The sequence below is a fragment of the Enterococcus sp. RIT-PI-f genome (assembly GCF_001297065.1).
Taxonomy (GTDB): domain Bacteria; phylum Bacillota; class Bacilli; order Lactobacillales; family Enterococcaceae; genus Enterococcus_D.
On sequence record NZ_LHOX01000012.1, the window covers coordinates 1 to 19,412 of the forward strand.

The following is a 19,412-nucleotide window of genomic DNA, read 5'->3' on the forward strand; positions in this document are numbered from 1 at the left end:
CGCCAGCGTTCGTCCTGAGCCAGGATCAAACTCTCATAATGATTTGTTTGAACGATCCAAAGGATCGTTAAGCTCATAAAAATTAAAACTTTGCTAGCTATTGCTTGCATGTATTTGCTTCATATAAATGAAGCGTCCTACACATTGGTTCGTTTGCTTGCTTTGTTCAGTTTTCAAAGGTCTACAGTGTTGCGTTAGCAACTTTTATATCATATCAGAGTGACAAGTGATTGTCAACACTTTTTTATAAAAGTTTTCTTGCTAGGTGTTATTTAATTCGAACACCACTCACAACGACTTGATTATCATATCATCTTTAGTGTTATTTGTCAAACACTTTTTTGATAAAAGTTTTTGATTCAAAAGCATTTAAAGGTGATTTGTTTTTTACGACTTTGTTATAATAACACTTGTAAAATCATCCGTCAACTACTTTTTAAAAAAAGATTGAAGAACATTTACTCCAATTGCTTTAACAAAGACAAGTAATAATATAGCAATTCTAATAAGAAAAATCAACTAAAATCATAGCCTTTTTTTGATTATTTTTTATAGGCGAATCATTCATTGAAATTAACTGTGATTGTTCGTTTAATCATGCATTTCAATCGTTCTGAATGCGTATTTTTATAAAAAAACAAGAGAACGCTGTTTACGGATCAACGTTCTCTTGCTTCTCTATCTTTAGGTTTTGAAATTGGTATTTTGATTCTAAAAATCGTACCTTGGCCAATGACGCTTTCAGCGGTGATTTTCCCTTTATAACTTGCAAGTAATTGCTTTGCGATCGACAATCCTAATCCATTGCCGCCTTTTGTTCGCGCTCGGGCTTTATCGACACGATAAAAACGATTGAATATCTTATCCAAATCTTCCCCAGTGATCCCTTCGCCAAAATCTTGGATCGCGACCATGAATTGATCCCGCTCTTTAGAAATCGACAAATGGACTTCTTTTCGCTCTGTTGAATATTTAACAGCATTGTCCAATACAATAATAATGATTTGCTCAAAGTGATTGCGATAGATCTTCAAAATCAACTCATGGTATAAATCATCGTCTAAGGTAAAGACAAAATCAGGATACAATATCTTGAAATTGTTAAAGACCTGATAAACAACTTCTTTCGCTTTCGTCGTTTCGTTTCCATAGTGGACATCTACTTGTTCTGCTCGAGAGAGATCCAGCATTTCTTGCACCAGTGTTTTCATACGACTGATTTCTTGCAGGCTAGCCGATAATGATTCATCTAAAATTTCTGGATCATCTTTCCCCCATCGTTGCAGCAAGTTCATATGACCTTCAATGATTGCAACTGGTGTCCGTAATTCGTGGGACACATCTTCAACGAAACGTTCTTGTTGCTCGATATACGAGCGCATCCGATCGAGCATTTCATTAAAGATATCCGCTAGATCAGACAATTCATCATTTGAATTCAATTCGGGCATATGGACAGTTGACTGCGGATTTTTGCGCACTGTTTCCATTGTATCTCGCAAGACTTTTAATGGTTGCAGGAAATAAGCGGATAAGAAGAAGCCAAGTACACTACTTAAAATCAATGACACGATTTCCAAGATGATCAGTGTCAGCAGCAACTTACTACGAATCTCATAAAATGAAGTCAACTCATAAAACGTTTGTGCATAGCCGATTTTCTCTCTCGTTTCTTTTGAATAGATTGGTTGGATCGATAAAAACCCAGTAACACCATCCAACGTGACGATCGTAGGTGCTTTGCGCGCAACGTCAATCAAAGCCAAATCATTTTCATGGGTTTTAAAGACTAAATCTTGACTCAGATTATAGACAAATAAACTTAATGACGATTGTCCTAGTTCTGAAATAAACGAATCGATTTTCATTAGATTTCCATCGATCGTAGATGTTCTATCATAGATACTTGTTTCTCCTGTATCATTTTTTGTCAGATTGCGGTAGGTGCGCACCAAGGTCAATTCTTGATCGGAATTTGCCAAACGAGAAGCTACTTCTGACATCGTCCGCTCGACATTATTCTCTTCTTTGGCTACGATCAAGTTGACGGACGTTTTATACGTGATGACCGCAAAAATCGTAAAAACAACAAATATAAAGAAAGAACTTGCGAAGGCCCACTTCACAGTTAAAGAAGGCCCCTTCAGTTCTCTCAATTTTTTCATTCTATTTTTCAGGTTCACGAGCGCATCACATATCCTGTACCACGAACGGTTTGGATATAGCTTTCTTCCCCAGGTACATCGATTTTATTGCGGAGATAACGAATATACACGTCAACAACATTGGTTTCGACTTCCGTTTCATAACCCCAAACTTTGTTCAACAATACATCCCTTGCCAAAACTACATTGACGTTCTCCATCAATGTCAATAACAGTTCATACTCACGTTTGGTCAATTCGATGACGTCTGTACCGCGACGAACAACCCGATTTTCTTTTTCGATCGTTAAATCACGATAAGTGATGGTTGTTTGTTTGGCTACGTTTTTGTCCCCTTCGATGTCGATTCGGCGTAACAATGCCCGCAAGCGTGCCAATAATTCTTCAATCGCAAACGGTTTAACGATATAGTCATCTGCACCATGATCTAATCCTGATACACGGTCAATCACTGAATCTCTAGCAGTCATCATGATGATTGGCGTATTTTTGCTTTGACGGACACGACGACAGACTTCTAGTCCGTTCAATTCAGGCAACATAAGATCGAGTAAAATTGCATCCCATTCATTATTTAAAGCAGCATCCAGCCCTGTACGGCCATTGTAATGTACTTCAGTATTGTATCCTTCGTGCTTTAATTCTAATTCCACAAATCGAGCTAAGTTCTTTTCATCTTCAATGATTAGAATATTACTCATGATTGATAGCTCCTTTATTGGTTATTTCTGCTTATATATCAAGCATTATCTGTCTTATTTTAGCATGTATCTAAAAAATAAAAAAGAGATTGACCAAAAGTTCTGACTTTTGGCCATTCTCTTCCTTGTAATAAGCAAATGCTTATGCTTCGTCATACCAAGAATAATGGAAAATACCTTCCTTGTCTGTACGCTCATAAGTATGTGCACCAAAATAATCCCGTTGTGCTTGGATCAGGTTGGCTGGTAAGCGATCAGAACGATAAGAATCAAAGTAAGCGATCGCTGAAGAGAACGTGGGAACTGGTACACCTGCTTGCACAGCATAAGCTACCACTTCACGTACGGATTTTTGGTATCTTCTTGTAATATCGATAAAGTACTCATCTAATAATAAGTTTTCGATATCTGCATCTTTGTCATATGCATCGGTGATTTTTTGTAAAAATTGTGCCCGGATGATACAGCCAGCACGCCAGATTTTTGCAATGTCACCAAATGGCAGATCCCAATCGTATTCTTTTGAAGCTGTACGTAATTGTGCAAAGCCTTGTGCATAGCTCATGATTTTGCTGAAGTACAACGCTTCGCGAATTTTGTTGATAAACGCTTCTTTATCACCTTCAAAAGTGACAGCTTCAGGTTTTGGCAATACTTTGCTGGCATTCACACGTTCTTCTTTGTATGCTGAGATATAGCGTGCAAACACTGACTCAGTGATCAATGGTAATGGTACACCTAAGTCTAATGCACTTTGGCTGGTCCATTTACCGGTTCCTTTGTTTCCAGCGGCATCAAGGATCACATCTACCAGTGGTTTGCCCGTGCCTTCATCATCTTTACGGGTCAAGATATCTGCTGTGATCTCAATCAAGTAGCTATCCAATTCGCCTTTGTTCCATTCAGCGAAGATATCTGCCATTTCAGCTACAGATAGACCTAAAATATTTTGCATCAAATCATAGGATTCAGCAATCAATTGCATATCCCCATATTCGATTCCATTGTGGACCATTTTTACATAGTGTCCTGCACCATTTGGGCCAATGTACGTCACACAAGGAGAACCGTCTTCTGCTTTAGCAGAGATTTGTTCCAAGATCGGTGCGACTAACGCATAAGCTTCTTTTTGACCGCCAGGCATGATTGACGGGCCTTTCAAAGCCCCTTCTTCTCCACCAGAGACACCAGTACCGATAAAGTTGATGCCAGAGTTGGCTAATTCTTCATTCCGGCGCACTGTATCTTTAAAGAATGTATTCCCTCCATCGATCAAGATATCGCCTTTGTCTAGATGAGGCAATAATTCTTGGATCGTAGCGTCAGTTGCAAATCCAGCTTTGACCATCAACAAGATACGACGGGGTGTTTCAATCGATTGTACAAATTCTTCTATCGTATATGTTGCTTTGAAATTTTTATCAGGATGTTCATTTACTACTTCTTCGGTTTTAGAACCAGTACGGTTAAACAGGGCAACAGAGTAACCACGGCTTTCAATATTTAGGGCTAAGTTCTTGCCCATTACAGCCATACCGACAACGCCGATTTGTTGTTTTGTCATCTTGCATCCTCCTAAGATTGAATTATCTTCATCATTATAGCGCAAATATGCTGGCTTTTGAACCATTCTCTCCCGAACTATCAAAAATTTTTCAGAAAAATTACACATTTGCAAAAAAAACAAAAAACCACAGGCTCCATGGTTAGCCTGTGGTTTTAAAATCCTTTTTCAAAAAAAGGGTTATGCTTCTTTTGTTGCAACGTCTTTGCCATCGTAATGACCACAGTTTGCGCAGACATGGTGGCTTTTTTTCATTTCACCACAGTTTGCACATTCGTTCAAACCATTGATCGTCAATTTGTAATGTGTACGACGTTTTGCTTTCTTCGCTTTTGAAGTTCTTCTAGCTGGTACTGCCATTTTGCTACACCTCCTTGTTAATGAACGCAACCTTGAGGCTGCAATTTATTCCAATCCTACGCGTTATCATCATCTGATTCATTGAATAGCTCTGATAGTTTTGCAAGACGAGGATCAACTTGTTGGGCTTGCGTTTCTTTTTGTTTTGCAAAATCTTCCTCTGAGAGAACAGTCCAGTCATTACCAGAAGGCATTTCCGTACTTTCTTTCTCTTCATCGGTCAAGACTTGCAATGGAATCGCAAGTAATAAATTATCCGCTACGGAATCGTCTAGACTGATCGTTTGTCCATCAATCAATAATACTTCTTCTTCAACGATCGTTTCATCGCGGCGCTGAAATTGCTCTGGTGTCATAAAACATTCATCGACAGTAAAATCAAGGCCTAAAGCAACTGGTTCAAGAGAACGAGTTGACGGCAAAGTCATTGTCGTTACAACTTGATAATGCAACAAGTATTCATGCTTGCCAGCACTAATAAAACCTTTCACTTTGACTGGTCCCAAATCAATGATTTGTTCATCTCTTTTGATCAGCTGATTTTTCAAGTCCAATGTTTCATCGAACACTAGTGGTTCTTCTTGGTATTTCTTTAATTCCAATAAAGACCATTTCATTCTTATCACTCCTAAGCAACAAAAGCAATTATACAGGGCTTCTGAGGCTTTGTCAATGAAATTTTCTTGACACCTTTCTCAGAACTTTTGGTACCGTTTTACCTGTTTTATCCCCTGTAAAAAAACAAAAAATCGGAACAGACAGTATGTTATACACTGCCTGTTCCGATCAATTACGCATATACCCTTAAATGGCAGTTGTTTCGCCACGATATACGATACCACGACGTGAATCAAGGGTGATCAATTCGCCGTCTTTGATTGTTGCTGTTGCATCTTTGGCACCAACGATAACTGGTAGGTCTTTGGCAATCCCTACTACAGCTGCATGAGATGTTAGGCCGCCGTCTTCAACGATCAATGCTGCAGCTTTTTCGATTGCTGGCATATATTCTTTATCTGTTGTTGGTACTACAAGGATCATGCCGTCTTTTGCTTTAGCGATTGCTTCTTCTGCAGAATGTGCGATCACAGCGTTTGCGACAACTGATTTTTCACCGATTCCTTGTGCTTCTAATAATTTAGAACCAATCAATTGGATTTTCATCACATTTGTAGTTCCGCGTTCGCCAACCGGCACACCAGCAGTGATCAAGATCAAGTCGCCTTCTTTAGCGAAACCTAAATCTACAGCTTGTTTTGAAGCCAATTCAAACATTTCATCTGTTGTTGTTGGTTTTTGGGCAACAGTTGGGTAAACACCCCAGTTTAACATCAACCCACGTTTTGTGCGTTCGTCAAATGTCACAGCTAAGATATCTGCATCTGGACGGTATTTAGAGATCATTTTTGCAGTATAACCTGATTCAGTTGCTGCTACGATTGTTTTAACACCTAAGTTTTTCGCTGCACGGGCAACTGATAAACCGATTGTTTCGGTAACATCTGTTTTATCAAATTGATTGATTTGGAATGTGCTGTTTTCAGACAATGATTTTTCTGCCTCGATATCGATACGAGCCATTGTCGCAACAGATTCTACTGGGTAATCACCATTTGCTGATTCACCTGATAGCATTGTTGCATCTGTACCATCAAAGACAGCATTGGCAACGTCTGAAGCTTCCGCACGTGTAGGACGTGGGTTTTGTTGCATTGATTCTAGCATTTGTGTAGCAGTGATAACTGATTTTCCAGCAGCATTACATTTTTTGATAATGCTCTTTTGAACCATTGGTACTTCTTCCGCAGGAATCTCAACACCCATGTCGCCACGAGCGACCATGATACCGTCAGAAACTTTGATGATTTCGTCGATGTTGTCGATCCCTTCTTGAGATTCGATTTTAGAGAAGATTTGCACATGTGTCATATCTTTTTCTTCTAAGATTTCACGAATTTCAAGAACATCTTGTGCTTTACGTACAAATGAAGCGGCAATAAAGTCGATGTCATTGTCAAGACCAAAACGGATATCGTCGGCATCTTTTTCAGTGATACCTGGTAAGCTGATTGATACGCCTGGTGCATTGACACCTTTACGTGATCCTAGCATACCAGCATTTTTGACAGTGACGATCAATTCGCGGGTTGCTTCGTCTTTTTCTGTGATTTCCATATCGATCAAACCATCATCAAACAAGATGTGTCCGCCAACATGTACGTCTTCAAATAAACCAGGATATGTTACAGCAATTTTTTCTTTTGAGCCTTTGTGTTCTGGGTCCATTGAGATGCGTGTTTCATCACCTACGTTGAATTGGATGTATCCAGCACGGCCAAAATCTGCTTCAGTCGTATTTTGTACAGTAGTCCGAATTTCAGCACCTTTTGTATCTAAAAGGATACCTACATCTTGACCAACTTTTTTGACTGCTTCGCGAACCATTGTCATCCGTGCCAATTGTTCTTCATGATCTCCATGAGAGAAGTTGAAACGGAAAACATTCGCACCGGCTTCAATCAGTTGAGAAATAATTTCCACACTGTTACTTGCTGGTCCTAATGTACTAACGATTTTTGTTTTTTTCATTACTAAACGCTCCTATTCATTTATTTAAAATAGCTAAAAAAAGCTCTTTTTAAAAGTTTTGTGCGTTACTGCCAGATTGCCTAGAAAGAAATTTCTTTGTTTAATTCATATAAAGAAACATCTGGTTTGTGACGGTTGTTTTCTAAAGTGTCGATGATATCTGAAGCAATCATTTTGTTGTCTTCGATACCGATACACAAGCCGCCTTTGCCTTCTTGCAGCAATTCAACTGCGTATGCACCAAATTTACTTGCCAACACACGGTCGCGGGCGCTTGGTGAACCACCACGTACAACGTGACCTAAGATAGATACGCGTGTGTGGAAATCGCCATATTCAGATAATTTGTCTGCAAATTCATTTCCGCCCATCACACCTTCAGCAAGGACGATCAAGCAATGTTTCTTGCCACGGTCGCGGCCTTCACGGATACGATCTGCAACGACTTGCATGTCAAAATCATGTTCAGGGATGATGATTTCATCCGCACCGCCAGCAACACCAGACCAAAGCGCGATATCTCCAGCGCCACGACCCATGACTTCAATCACAAATGTCCGAACATGAGAAGTTGCTGTATCACGAATACGGTCAATCGATTCTAACACAGTATTGATTGCTGTATCGAAACCAATAGTAAAATCTGTTCCTGGAATATCATTATCGATCGTTCCTGGGATACCGATTGCAGGGAAACCATGACGTGTCAACGCCATTGCGCCATGATAAGAGCCATCTCCACCAATAACGACTAAGCCTTCGATACCGAATTTTTTCAATTGTTCGATCCCTTTTAATTGGCCTTCTTGTGTCGCAAATTCAGGGTATCTTGCTGAATACAAGAATGTACCACCTCGTTGGATTTTATCGCCAACATCAGCTACATCCAATCGACGAATATCGCCAGCAACTAAACCAGCATAACCATAGTTGATACCATATACTTCAAGTCCGTCAAAAATTGCCTTTCTGACAACTGCGCGGATCGCTGCGTTCATACCTGGTGCATCGCCGCCACTGGTTAGGATTCCAATGCGTTTCATTATTCTTTCACCTCATCAAAAGATTTTGTTAGGGCAAACCCTGTTTGATACTTTTCAAGTAATAACCACGAGTCATATTCTACCATTATTCATGACAAATGTCTTTGGATACTAGGAAAAAGTTGAAAAAAGTGTAAGTTCGATTGCTGTTTTCCGAAAATTACTTGAAAATTACATTTCCTTTTCCTAATAATTCTTCCAGCTGTGCAACAAAATGCGGATCATCACTGACCCAGTTCGTTTCATTCACCAACAACTTCTTACCGCTTTGGGCATAAAACATGACTACAGGAACCGTGCCTCGGTATTGCTTCATCAAATTGGCCAACGTTTGCATATGCATCGCTTGTGCTTCAGCAGAAATTTTCAGATAGCAGGTTTGCTGCGCGATTTTGCTTTGTTCATGGTCTGCTACATCTATTTTATCAGCAACCAGCTGAATTTCACCATTGTAACGACTTACCTCAACTTTGCCTTCTATATATAAAACTGCATTTTCTTCAACTTGCGGTCGAACGTGTCGATAAATCAAAGGGAAAATTGTCACAGATAATTCTCCACTGGCATCTGTGCCTTCAACAAATGCCATTTGTTCACCTTTTTTGGTTCTGATTTCCCTTATTTTCCGCACATAAAGCAAGATCCTGACTCGTTCGTTAGGTACAAGATTGGCAATATCTGTGACACGTTTAAATTGCTTCAATTTATGAAATTGTTCTACTGGATGTCCAGACAGATACACGCCTAGATATTCCTCTTCCAAAGCCAGCTTTTCTTCTAGTGGATAATCTGCAATTTCTGCTTCTTTCAATGCCATCGTTTCTAAAAGGTCTAAGCTGCCTCCGCTATAAGCGATATTTTGGATTTTACCTTCTAATTGGATCAATGTTTGCTTTCGATTTTTCGTCAGCTCATCGAAAACACCAATACTGACCAAGGGTACCAGATAATCAAGCTTCAGCCATTTACTGTTGCGTTGATTCAACCGCAGCAAAAATTGATCCAACGATCGATACGCACCATTGATTTTGCGTTCGTCAATGATGTCTTGGATCATATCCCTTCTGATCCCTTTGATACTGCTGAAGCCAAAGCGAATGGTTGCATCTCCTTGTAATTGAAAACTATAGCCGCTGGTATTGATGGTTGGCGGAAGAACTGAAACTTTATATTTCGCTGCCTCATTTAGGTATTCTTTCATTTTGCTCGTCGTGTGGCGGACAGAATGCAGAATGGCTGCAAAGAAAGGCGCTGGATAATGAACCTTTAAATATGCCATTTGAAAACCAATCACTGAATAAGCAAAGGCATGCGAACGGTTGAAGCCGTAATCTGCGAAGCGCTCGATATAATCATAGACAAGCGTTGCTTTATCGGCATCATACTGATTTTCGACAGCGCCTTGAACAAAGTGGCGTCGTTCCTCGTCCAAGATGTCTTTTTTCTTTTTGCTGATGGCTCGGCGCAAAATATCTGCTTGTCCCAGACTAAATCCGGCCATTTTTGAAGCAACTTGCATGATTTGTTCCTGATACACAATGATGCCGTATGTGTTTTTCAGAATCGGAATCAAACTGTCATCCGGATAAACAACCGGCTCTTGGCCTTTCTTGCGTTTGATAAACGTATCGATATGCTGCATCGGACCCGGTCGATACAAGGCATTGACTGCAACGATATCTTCAATACTTTCAGGGCCTAACTTGCGTAAAACATTGCGGATGCCCGCTGACTCAAATTGGAAAATACCGGCAGTTTCTCCTTTTTGAAAGAGGATCAACGTTTCAGGATCATCCAAGGGGATTTCCTTTTGGGTCATTTCTTTATGGGTGATTCGCTTGATGCCTTGCAATGTGTTGTCAATGATCGATAGATTACGCAATCCTAGAAAGTCCATCTTCAACAAGCCCACTGCTTCAACATCATTCATCGTAAACTGCGTCAGCCAAATATCATCACTGCCCGTTTGCAAAGGGACTAGATCTAATAAGTTTTGGTCACTGATCACCACGCCTGCTGCATGGGTGGATACATGTCGGGGCAATCCTTCTAACGTTTTGGCCACTTGAAACAGCAACTGATTTCGTTCATTGAAAGCAACCAATTCACGCAATTGATTGGATTGTTCATAAGCAAGTGTCAACGTCATTTTCAGTGCATTGGGAATGGCTTTGGACCATCGGTTGGCTTCGCTTTGAGAAAGACCGAAGACCCGCGAAACATCCCGCAAGACCATTTTGGCAGCCATTGTGCCAAATGTGGCAATTTGTGCCATATACTCTTGCCCATATTTTTGCCGCACATACTGCAAAATCTCATCTCTGCGATTGTCGGGGATATCTAAGTCGATATCAGGCATCGTGTATCGCTCGGGATTTAGAAACCGTTCAAAAAGCAACTCATACTTGATAGGATCCACATCTGTGATCGACAACACATAAGCTGTCAGCGCTCCTGCGGCCGATCCACGACCAGCACCTGTAACGATTTTTTGCTGATGGGCAAAGTCCATCACGTCCCAGACAATCAAAAAGTAATCATCGAACCCCATTTTATGAATGACTGAGAGTTCATATTCTAATCGTTCTTGATATGCCTTTGTCACATGCGCCACTCTTTGCGGCAAGCGTTCAAAACACAGTTGACGTAAATACGTCGCTGCATCTTGCTTTTCTGATAATGGAAAATGCGGCAGCAACCGTTGATGCAATGGAATCTCTACGCGACATTCCTCTGCGATCCGCTGATTGTTTTTCAGCGCCTCTGAATCAGGATCGAATAACGTCTGCATATGTGCTGGCGTTTGCAGATGATGGACTGACGTTCCCTCTTCTTTGACATGACGAAAGTCTTCGATCTGCGTGCCGGCTTTGATATGCCCCATCACATCAACAGCAAAAGCTTCTTCTTGAAACAATGCTGTTACCATTTGATACGCACAAGCTTCGATCCCTAATCGTCTAAAAGCTTCAAAAGATGGCACTTGCGCTGCCTGCTCATTTTCAACGCCATAAAATAAACTGTTTTGATCAAATAAATCAAGCAGTTGTTTTAATTCCGTATAGTTTTTTTGCGGATCGTTCGTCTGATCCAACAAAAAGCCTTGACCAGTGGGCAACACCCCAAAAAGATCCGCCAACGTTGATTCATTGGCAATGAACAGTTCATCGGTGGTCATTTTCTTACTGGAAAGACGCATCAACCTTTGGTAGCCCTGGATATTTTTGGCAAAAAGATAGAGTGGGAATGTCATTGATCCTGTTGCTGCATTGCAGTCAAACAACACCCCAAAAATTGGTTGGATCTGTTGCGCCTGACACTGGCGAAAGAAATCAACAGCACCATACATGACATTTCGATCGGTCAGCCCAATCGTTTGGTAGCCCATTTCTTTGGTTTGGGCAATATATTGAGGAATTTTAATGGTACTTTGAAGCAAAGAATATGAACTTAACGTTGTAAGCGGCGCATACATTGACATTCCTCCTTATATGAAAGTTCTCTTACGAACTATTAGCAAATAAATTTGAAAAGCATCTATGAAAAAGTGAAAATCTTTACATTAATTTTTTTTGTGATACACTAAAGGCGAAAAGTAAGCTACGTGGAAAAGAGGTGTCGTCATGCGTTACTTAGTCACATTATTTTGGACTTTCGTATTGGGTCAAGTTGTTGGTTATCTAGGCAGCTCGTTAACAGGAGCCACTTATGATTTTCAATTAACGACAATCATCTCTTTGGTCACTGGTGTGGTGATCTTACTGATTGGAACGATCGCACCTGCGCCTGAAAAGACAAGTCACAATTAGTGCAACCACTGCGAATCATCACTTGTAGTGATTCGCAGCAAAAAAAACCAGTTACTATCATTGTAACTGGTTTTTTTTTCTTTTCAACTATTGGCTGATATCTGTTTTGCGGAAACTTTTCCGGAAATTAAAACTTGAAATAACAATATTGATCAGTACAAAACCGCTGGTGACCCAAAAAACGGCTGGATAGCCAAACCCGGCTGCGACGGTCGATCCCACCATTGGCCCTAACACTTGCCCAAAGTTCGAAAACATTTGGTTATAGCTGTATACCCGACTGACCCCTTCTATCGGTGTGATCTTACTGATCAGCGTATTGATCGAAGGCATCAAAGCCCCCGTTGAAAAGCCGAGCATAAACCGCAAGGCCCCTAACTGAAACGGCGTCGATACGAAGCCCATTGGGATAAAACAGATAAACGATAAGACCAATCCGCCTAACAAAACTTTGTGGTTGCCATACCGGTCGCCGATTTTACCCAGAAACGGGGAGGAAATAATCGCTGACACACCAGCAATCGAAACAATCAAGCCGCTGACGAAAAGCACATTATTGGTATCTCCACTCAAATCACGAATATATAATGTCAAAATTGGGCTAATGCTTGTGACGCCCAATTGCAAAATCAAAGAGGTAATGAACAAACCAATCAATAACTGTACGTTTTTGATTTGGCTGAAAATTTCTTTGATTGAAAGCATGTCGCCTTTTTCAACTGGTGTAAAGTTTTCTTGTACTAAGAAAATCGTCAATAACAAAGTGATCAGCAATACGACCCCAGTAATGATAAAGACATTTTTTATTCCAAACCATTCAGCCAATGCCCCACCCATTGAAGGCCCGATCAAATTCCCTGCAATGGCACCAGTTGCTAATGTCCCAAGTGCCCAACCGCTTTTTTCTCGCGGTGCTTGAGAAGCAATCAATGCGGTCGCATTTGGGATATAACCAGACAAAATGCCGGTGAAAAAGCGCATAATCAACAACCAATAGACATTCGGTACAAAAGCCAAAGAACCCATAGTCACGGTCATACCGGCTGCAGCTCGGATCATCATCAAACGACGGCCTTTTTGGTCAGCTAAGTTCCCCCAAATGGGTGCAACGATAGCTGCTGCAAACGCCGTGACTGAGATTGCTAGGCCTGAGAACAACTCAATTTGATTCGTTGGTGCACCTAACTCTTCTATATATAAGGGAATAAATGGCATGACAAGACTGAAACTAGCACCTGTAAAAAAACAACCTACCCAGGATATCAGGAGGTTTCGCTTCCAATCGATCTTCATGTATAAACCTTCTTTCACACCTACTATACCGTATTGAGCTTAAAATTCAAATAAAAAAAACCTTTCTGCATGAAAATTGCAGAAAGATTTTTCTCATTAAACTCAACTAATCAATGCTAAAATGACAAAGTTTAGGATAAATAAGGCATTCACTACCCAAATGATCGGTGAAACTTCACTGAATTTGCCTTTGACAACTTTCACCAATGCATAAAAAATGAATCCAGCCGCAATCCCGTATGAAATGCTATAGCAAAGCCCCATGAAGATCGAAGCAAAGAAAGCCGGAACCGCTTCTTCTAAATCTGTCCAATTGATATCTGCAAAAGAAGCCAACATCATCACACCAACTAAAATCAAGGCAGGTGCTGTTGCTTGCGCAGGAACCACCGAGATCAAAGGTGAAAAGAAACTACTCAAAGCGAACAACACAGCAACCACGACCGAAGTCAATCCAGTCCGTCCACCAGCACCAATTCCAGCTGCTGACTCTACGTAAGTGGTTGTATTAGAGGTCCCAAAAATGGCACCTACTGAAGTAGCGATGGCATCGGCAAAGAGCGCTTTATCCATTTTAGTATTAAATCCATTACTATCTTCGAGCGCTTCTTCATCTTTTTTAGAGAAAATACCTGTGCGGCGACCGGTACCGATAAATGTGCCAATCGTATCAAACGTATCAGATAAACTAAATGCAATGATCGTCATGATCACCTGAGGGATTTTCGCAGAATCACTGAATAAAGAACCCATCCCCTCAGATCCAAATGCTGCCCCAAAGGTTGTTCCTAGTTCATTGATCGAACTGCCCAAAGAATTCCCGTGCCAATCGATCGCACTTAGATCAACAACACCCATCAAAATCCCGATAATCGTTGTGCCTAAGATACCAATAATGATTGCCCCCCGGACATTTTTGACCACAAGCAATGTCGTCAAAACCAATCCAATCAAGGCCAAAATAATTGGCGCATTGTTAAAGTTTGCCAATGCAGGAACGATCCCGCCGTTAAAATTGGCACTAATGATCGTATCGCCATCGATCGTTGATCCGGTAACTGCAGCTGTATCAGCCGAAAAACTCAACAGATTGGCATTTTTGATACCGACATACGCTACAAAGATCCCGATTCCGCCGCCAATCGCATGTTGAAGACTTTCAGGAATCGCATGAATGATCAATTTTCTGATTTTTGTGATCGTGATCAAAATATTGATTAACCCACAAATGAAAACCATCGCCAATGCTTGTTGCCATGTGTAACCCAAACCAAAAACAACTGTAAAAGTGAAGAAAGCATTCAATCCCATACCTGGTGCTTGTGCATATGGCACGTTGGCAAACAACCCCATCACTAATGTGCCAATAACGGATGCAATGATCGTCGCTAGAAAGACTGCTTGAAATGGCATTCCTGCTGCTGACAAGATGGATGGATTGACGAATAAAATATAACTCATCGCGAAGAAGGTGGTCACCCCGGCCATCACTTCAGTTGATACTGTTGTCTTATTTTCCTTTAATTTGAAAAACTTTTCCATGTAAATTTTCCACTCCCGTGTTCATCATTTTAGTCTTTGAAAAGAAATAAGGAATAATAGCACTTCTCATCGAACAATTACAAATTATATAGGACAATCATTCGCTTTTCAACAAAATACACAATATATATTCTATTAAACCATTTAATGTTCGTGTTTTACGAGACAAAGAAAAAGAAAGGAGATTGAAAACTTTCATAGATTGTGAAATACCAGAAATATGTTACACTTAAGCCACTACCACAATAGAATGGAGTGAAATTTTTGAAACCAAAAATCATTGCTATTGATTTGGATGGCACCACTTTAAATACCGAATCTCAACTGTCAACCAAAACGCGGGATGTCTTAGGCCGTGCTGTTCGCGCTGGCCATTATGTAACAATTGCTACTGGGCGTCCTTTTCGTATGAGTGATCAATTCTACCGTGCCCTTGATCTGAATACCCCTATGATTAACTTTAATGGTGGTTTAGTCCATAAACCGCGTCAAATTTGGGTCTCTGAAACTGAACATGCCGTTTCTCGTGAAATTGCGTTTGAATTGATGGCACAACGTGAACAACTTGGTCTATCCTTTGTTGCTGCTGAAAATCGTGAAACTTTTTTTATCGATCGATTGGATAGTTTCGATCAGCACTTCTTTTCTTACGACACTGTTTCTGAAAAAAATCTTCTGTCCAACTTGAAAACAGACCCCACCTCTTTATTGGTAAAAACCCAAAATGAGCTAGCTGAATCTGTTTCATTGCGCATCAAAGACCAATTCGATGACGCTGTTGATGTCCGCACATGGGGTGGCCCGCAAGCTATTCTTGAGATTGTGCCAAAAGGTGTACACAAAGCATTAGGCCTGTCTGTAATTGCCAAATCGATGTCATTAGGACCTGAAGACATCATTGCTTTCGGGGACGAACATAACGACTTAGAAATGCTGGAATATGCGGGTTGGGGTGTTGCTATGGCAAATGGAACCCAACAGTTGAAGTCAGTCGCCAATGACGTGACCGACAAAACAAACGGCGAAGACGGTATGGCGGATTATCTGGAAAAATATCTCGCACTATAATGAAAGATTGATCGCAAAAAAGCGGAGGCTCATGACAGCCTCCGCTTTTTATGTGATTGTTTCATAATCGATTTGTTGCGGCTGGGGCATTTCTTGATCGATGAAGAAGACTTTATACCATGTCAGAAATGTGAATACCGTCCAAATCTTACGTTGCAACTCACCTTGCCCATTACGATGATCTTCAAGCAATTGCAAAATAGCAGTTTGATCAAAAAACTCAGCTGCAAAATCAGCTTTGAACAATGTTTTGACCGCAGCATATCCGGTTCCCTCTTTCAACCATGCTTTGATTGGTACTGGGAAGCCAAGTTTTTCACGATTGGCCCATTCATTTGGCAAGTGCCGATTGGCAGCTTGACGAAATACGTCTTTGGTATTGTTTTGATTGATCAAATATTTTGCAGGGATCGTTTGCGCTAGATTCATCAATTCGACATCCAGCAAAGGGACACGCAACTCCAATGAACTCGCCATGGACAATTTATCCGCCTTCAACAAAATATCTTTCGGCATCCATTGATGCACATCTAAGTACTGCATCTTATTGACCTCATCCTGAAGTCCATCTGCTTTATCATAAAATGGCGCAACGATATCAGCAACTGTCGGTGCCTCTTGATACGCAGCCGTTAGAATGGCTGCAGCTGCTGCTTCTTCAAAAATCTCCGCCTGTCCAATGAAAAAATCTCTTGCCGGTGCTGTCGCTTCATACAAATGGATACGACCATGGAAATTTTTCATTTTTCCGATTTGCCGGCCTAAGCTAAAGCGCAATGCCCGCGGGAGTTTCTTCAATCCTTGTGCGAAGACACGCACTGCTTTGGAATTTGTATGGAACCCATAGGCAGCATACCCGGCAAACAATTCATCGGCACCCTCGCCTGATTGAACGACCCGTACTTGCTGGGCAGCCAAGTTGGCCAAAAAATACAAAGGCACACAACTTGGATTGGCATCAGGTTCATCTAAATGATACTGAATCAAGGGAAATGCGTCGAAAGACATTTCACCATTGATCACAGCTGCTGTATTCGTCAAATTCAGCTGTTCCGTTAGTTTTCGTGCTTCGATCGCTTCATTGTACGTTTTGTCATCAAAACCAATGGAGAAGGTGCGTGCTGGGCGCAAGACAGACGCAACATAACTGGAGTCCACTCCACTGGATAGAAACGAACCCACTTCCACGTCACTGATCGTATGCACATCGATAGAGGATTGGACGGCTTGATCAATTTTTTCGACCCATTCTTCTCTCGAAAAAGATTGTTTCTTCGTAAAGTCGACATCCCAATATTCATGTATCGACAACCCATGACGGTTATAGATAAAGTAATGCCCCTCTTGTAAACGATGCACGCCTTTAAAGAAGGTTTCACCATTTAAGGGTGAGTATTGGAAAGTCAAATACGGTTTTAACGCCGCTTTATTGAGTACTTTGTCAAAATCTGGATGTGGCAGAAAACTTTTGATCTCTGAGCCAAACATAAATGTGTCATTCATTTGCGCAAAGTAATACGGTTTGATCCCAAAATGATCACGGGCACCAAATAATTCTTTTTTCTCATGATCCCAGATGGCGAAGGCAAACATCCCTCGCAGTTTTTGCAAGACTTCTGTTCCCCACTCTTCATATCCGTGGAGAACCACTTCCGTATCCGCATGCGTCGAAAAAGTGTGTCCTGCAGCAATCAAGTCTTTCCTTAACGATTGAAAATTATATATTTCTCCATTGAAAATGATCACTTTGCTGCCATCTTCATTAAAAATTGGCTGGGAACCACCCGCCAAATCAATGATCGACAATCTGCGAAAGCCTAAAGCAACGTGATCATCCACAAATTGACCCGCACTACTCGGTCCGCGATGAATGATTCGCTCCATCATCTCTTGAATGATTGGCTCTTTACCTTTTTTCGTATTTACAAAACCAACTATACCGCACATATTTTCACTTCCGTTTTCATATTACATTTTCATTACAGTCAAGATAAATCATACCACAAAATTCTGTTCCCTATGGTTGTTTTTTTTATAATATAGCAATAATTTAAATTTACACTAAAAATAAAAAGCAAAAGAATGCTCGTACAGCAATCTTTTGCTTGATCATCGAGGTTCTCACCTTACAAAACTGTTATCTGGAAACACAAAAACATCTGTGCAGTTCTTAAGAAATTATTTATCATTACTGGTCTTATCCAGTTTTTGTTGGACGAAATCAAAAAAAGGTGCTATTCTAATAATGGAATTTCGTTATCAACTAACCGTTGCCTTTCGTTTCAACGATTAAGAAAGGAGAATGACAAATGACATTCTATAACACAGATATGCAATATCGGGTAACCCTTGATACAAAGTTGAATCTATTTATTGTCTTTGACAAGAAAAATGCGAATCACTTTGCGACAGGTATTACAATCGAACAAGCTGTACAAGAATTGAATAAAACTGCATAAGGAGTTCATCCAAATGAAGGAAACCGATTCGTACTGAAAGCACCTCGCTAAACTGATTAGCAGGTGCTTTCTTGTGTTTTATGGACGTATTATTCAATTTTCCGCTTTTTCATCATGGTCTTTCACCGCGGATCCATCCGCTTCGGCCGACGCTTTTTCTTTCTTCTGTCCTGTCTGGGCTTCATCTACATGCATAATTGCATCCACAGAATCTGCTTTCAAAAATACATTCAACCCTTTGACCGCCGTTTTGGTGACACGCATAATATAATCTTTTTCGTATTCAGCCATTGTGATCCCTCCTAGGTTATCGTAAAATATATTAAACAGAAGCGGCATGCTATTTGCGCCATTTCTTCTATCTATCATAGCACACATTCGGAGGCGTATCATGAAATTCCATACATATAAGGATGCTGACAAAACATTTTTTGCTGTAGCCATTACCTTCTTTATCCTAGGGATAGGCATGAAATTTTTCTGGTTTCCTGCACTATTGTTTTTACTAGCAGCTTTTTTAAAAAAATAAGCATAGAAAGATGCCATGTTCTATGATTGAAGGCCATTTTTATTAAATACCAAAATAAAGAAACCAGCGCGGCATAAGTAATTCTTATACCTCGCTGGTCTCTTTTCATATATTGCGTAAGGAGAGTATAGGGATTATAAATACTTGTCACAGGGCATTATCCACTCTCAATATATTTGCAAAACCACATAGCAACGCCATACCATTTCATTGTATTTTAAAATGTGTTAAGTGTTTGTGGGTCATTATGTGGGTCAATAAATCTCATTGCGCTTGGGGGCATAGCCATC

At 40.6% G+C, this 19,412-nt stretch carries 16 protein-coding genes; 4 read left to right on the forward strand and 12 right to left on the reverse strand.

From position 1 onward, the window contains the following. Positions 1-659: 659 nt before the first annotated feature. The 8 genes from AEQ18_RS05260 to dnaE form a co-directional block, all read right to left on the reverse strand. The gene (locus tag AEQ18_RS05260; protein WP_082348604.1) at positions 660-2,165 is read right to left on the reverse strand and encodes a HAMP domain-containing sensor histidine kinase; all 1,506 of its coding nucleotides are present in this window, start codon (positions 2,163-2,165) and stop codon (positions 660-662) included. 14 nt (positions 2,166-2,179) lie between these two features. Next, positions 2,180-2,866, reverse strand: a complete 687-nt coding sequence (locus AEQ18_RS05265; RefSeq protein ID WP_005229193.1) for a response regulator transcription factor — start codon at positions 2,864-2,866, stop codon at positions 2,180-2,182. A 142-nt stretch (positions 2,867-3,008) separates the two neighbouring features. After that, on the reverse strand, positions 3,009-4,430 hold the full coding sequence (gene gndA, locus AEQ18_RS05270; RefSeq protein WP_054115329.1) for an NADP-dependent phosphogluconate dehydrogenase: 1,422 nt from the start codon (positions 4,428-4,430) through the stop codon (positions 3,009-3,011). Between the two features lie 180 nt (positions 4,431-4,610). Beyond that, on the reverse strand, positions 4,611-4,790 hold the full coding sequence (gene rpmF / locus AEQ18_RS05275) for a 50S ribosomal protein L32 (protein ID WP_054115330.1): 180 nt from the start codon (positions 4,788-4,790) through the stop codon (positions 4,611-4,613). A gap of 56 nt (positions 4,791-4,846) precedes the next feature. Continuing rightward, positions 4,847-5,407 carry a YceD family protein gene (locus AEQ18_RS05280; RefSeq protein WP_054115331.1) on the reverse strand — a complete coding sequence of 187 codons (561 nt, stop codon included), beginning with the start codon at positions 5,405-5,407 and terminating at the stop codon, positions 4,847-4,849. 187 nt (positions 5,408-5,594) lie between these two features. Next, positions 5,595-7,379: a pyruvate kinase gene (gene pyk / locus AEQ18_RS05285; protein ID WP_054115332.1), complete on the reverse strand. Its 1,785-nt coding sequence runs from the start codon at positions 7,377-7,379 to the stop codon at positions 5,595-5,597. 80 nt (positions 7,380-7,459) lie between these two features. Beyond that, positions 7,460-8,422, reverse strand: coding sequence for a 6-phosphofructokinase (gene pfkA, locus AEQ18_RS05290; RefSeq protein WP_054115333.1), 963 nt, complete (start codon positions 8,420-8,422; stop codon positions 7,460-7,462). Positions 8,423-8,582: 160 nt separating this feature from the next. Continuing rightward, positions 8,583-11,897: a DNA polymerase III subunit alpha gene (dnaE, locus tag AEQ18_RS05295; protein ID WP_054115334.1), complete on the reverse strand. Its 3,315-nt coding sequence runs from the start codon at positions 11,895-11,897 to the stop codon at positions 8,583-8,585. Between the two features lie 148 nt (positions 11,898-12,045). Here dnaE and AEQ18_RS05300 point away from each other — a divergent pair, with 148 nt between their 5' ends. Further along, entirely contained in the window at positions 12,046-12,231 is a 186-nt protein-coding gene (locus AEQ18_RS05300; protein WP_054115335.1) for a YjzD family protein, read from the forward strand. 87 nt (positions 12,232-12,318) lie between these two features. Here AEQ18_RS05300 and AEQ18_RS05305 read toward each other — a convergent pair whose 3' ends face one another. After that, positions 12,319-13,524: a multidrug efflux MFS transporter gene (locus AEQ18_RS05305; RefSeq protein WP_054115336.1), complete on the reverse strand. Its 1,206-nt coding sequence runs from the start codon at positions 13,522-13,524 to the stop codon at positions 12,319-12,321. 102 nt (positions 13,525-13,626) lie between these two features. After that, positions 13,627-15,066, reverse strand: coding sequence for an NCS2 family permease (locus tag AEQ18_RS05310; protein ID WP_054115337.1), 1,440 nt, complete (start codon positions 15,064-15,066; stop codon positions 13,627-13,629). 264 nt (positions 15,067-15,330) lie between these two features. Here AEQ18_RS05310 and AEQ18_RS05315 point away from each other — a divergent pair, with 264 nt between their 5' ends. Continuing rightward, positions 15,331-16,134, forward strand: coding sequence for a Cof-type HAD-IIB family hydrolase (locus AEQ18_RS05315; protein WP_054115338.1), 804 nt, complete (start codon positions 15,331-15,333; stop codon positions 16,132-16,134). A 48-nt stretch (positions 16,135-16,182) separates the two neighbouring features. On the opposite strand, the gene asnB is transcribed toward AEQ18_RS05315, so the two are convergent. Beyond that, positions 16,183-18,081, reverse strand: a complete 1,899-nt coding sequence (gene asnB, locus AEQ18_RS05320; RefSeq protein ID WP_054115339.1) for an asparagine synthase (glutamine-hydrolyzing) — start codon at positions 18,079-18,081, stop codon at positions 16,183-16,185. 362 nt (positions 18,082-18,443) lie between these two features. Between asnB and AEQ18_RS15740 the strand changes: the two genes are divergently transcribed. After that, entirely contained in the window at positions 18,444-18,593 is a 150-nt protein-coding gene (locus tag AEQ18_RS15740; protein ID WP_162838221.1) for a hypothetical protein, read from the forward strand. Positions 18,594-18,686: 93 nt separating this feature from the next. Here AEQ18_RS15740 and AEQ18_RS05325 read toward each other — a convergent pair whose 3' ends face one another. After that, positions 18,687-18,884 carry a hypothetical protein gene (locus AEQ18_RS05325; RefSeq protein WP_054115340.1) on the reverse strand — a complete coding sequence of 66 codons (198 nt, stop codon included), beginning with the start codon at positions 18,882-18,884 and terminating at the stop codon, positions 18,687-18,689. A gap of 100 nt (positions 18,885-18,984) precedes the next feature. On the opposite strand from AEQ18_RS05325, the gene AEQ18_RS15675 reads away from it, so the two are divergent. Next, entirely contained in the window at positions 18,985-19,122 is a 138-nt protein-coding gene (locus AEQ18_RS15675; protein ID WP_160316054.1) for a hypothetical protein, read from the forward strand. Positions 19,123-19,412: the final 290 nt, after the last annotated feature.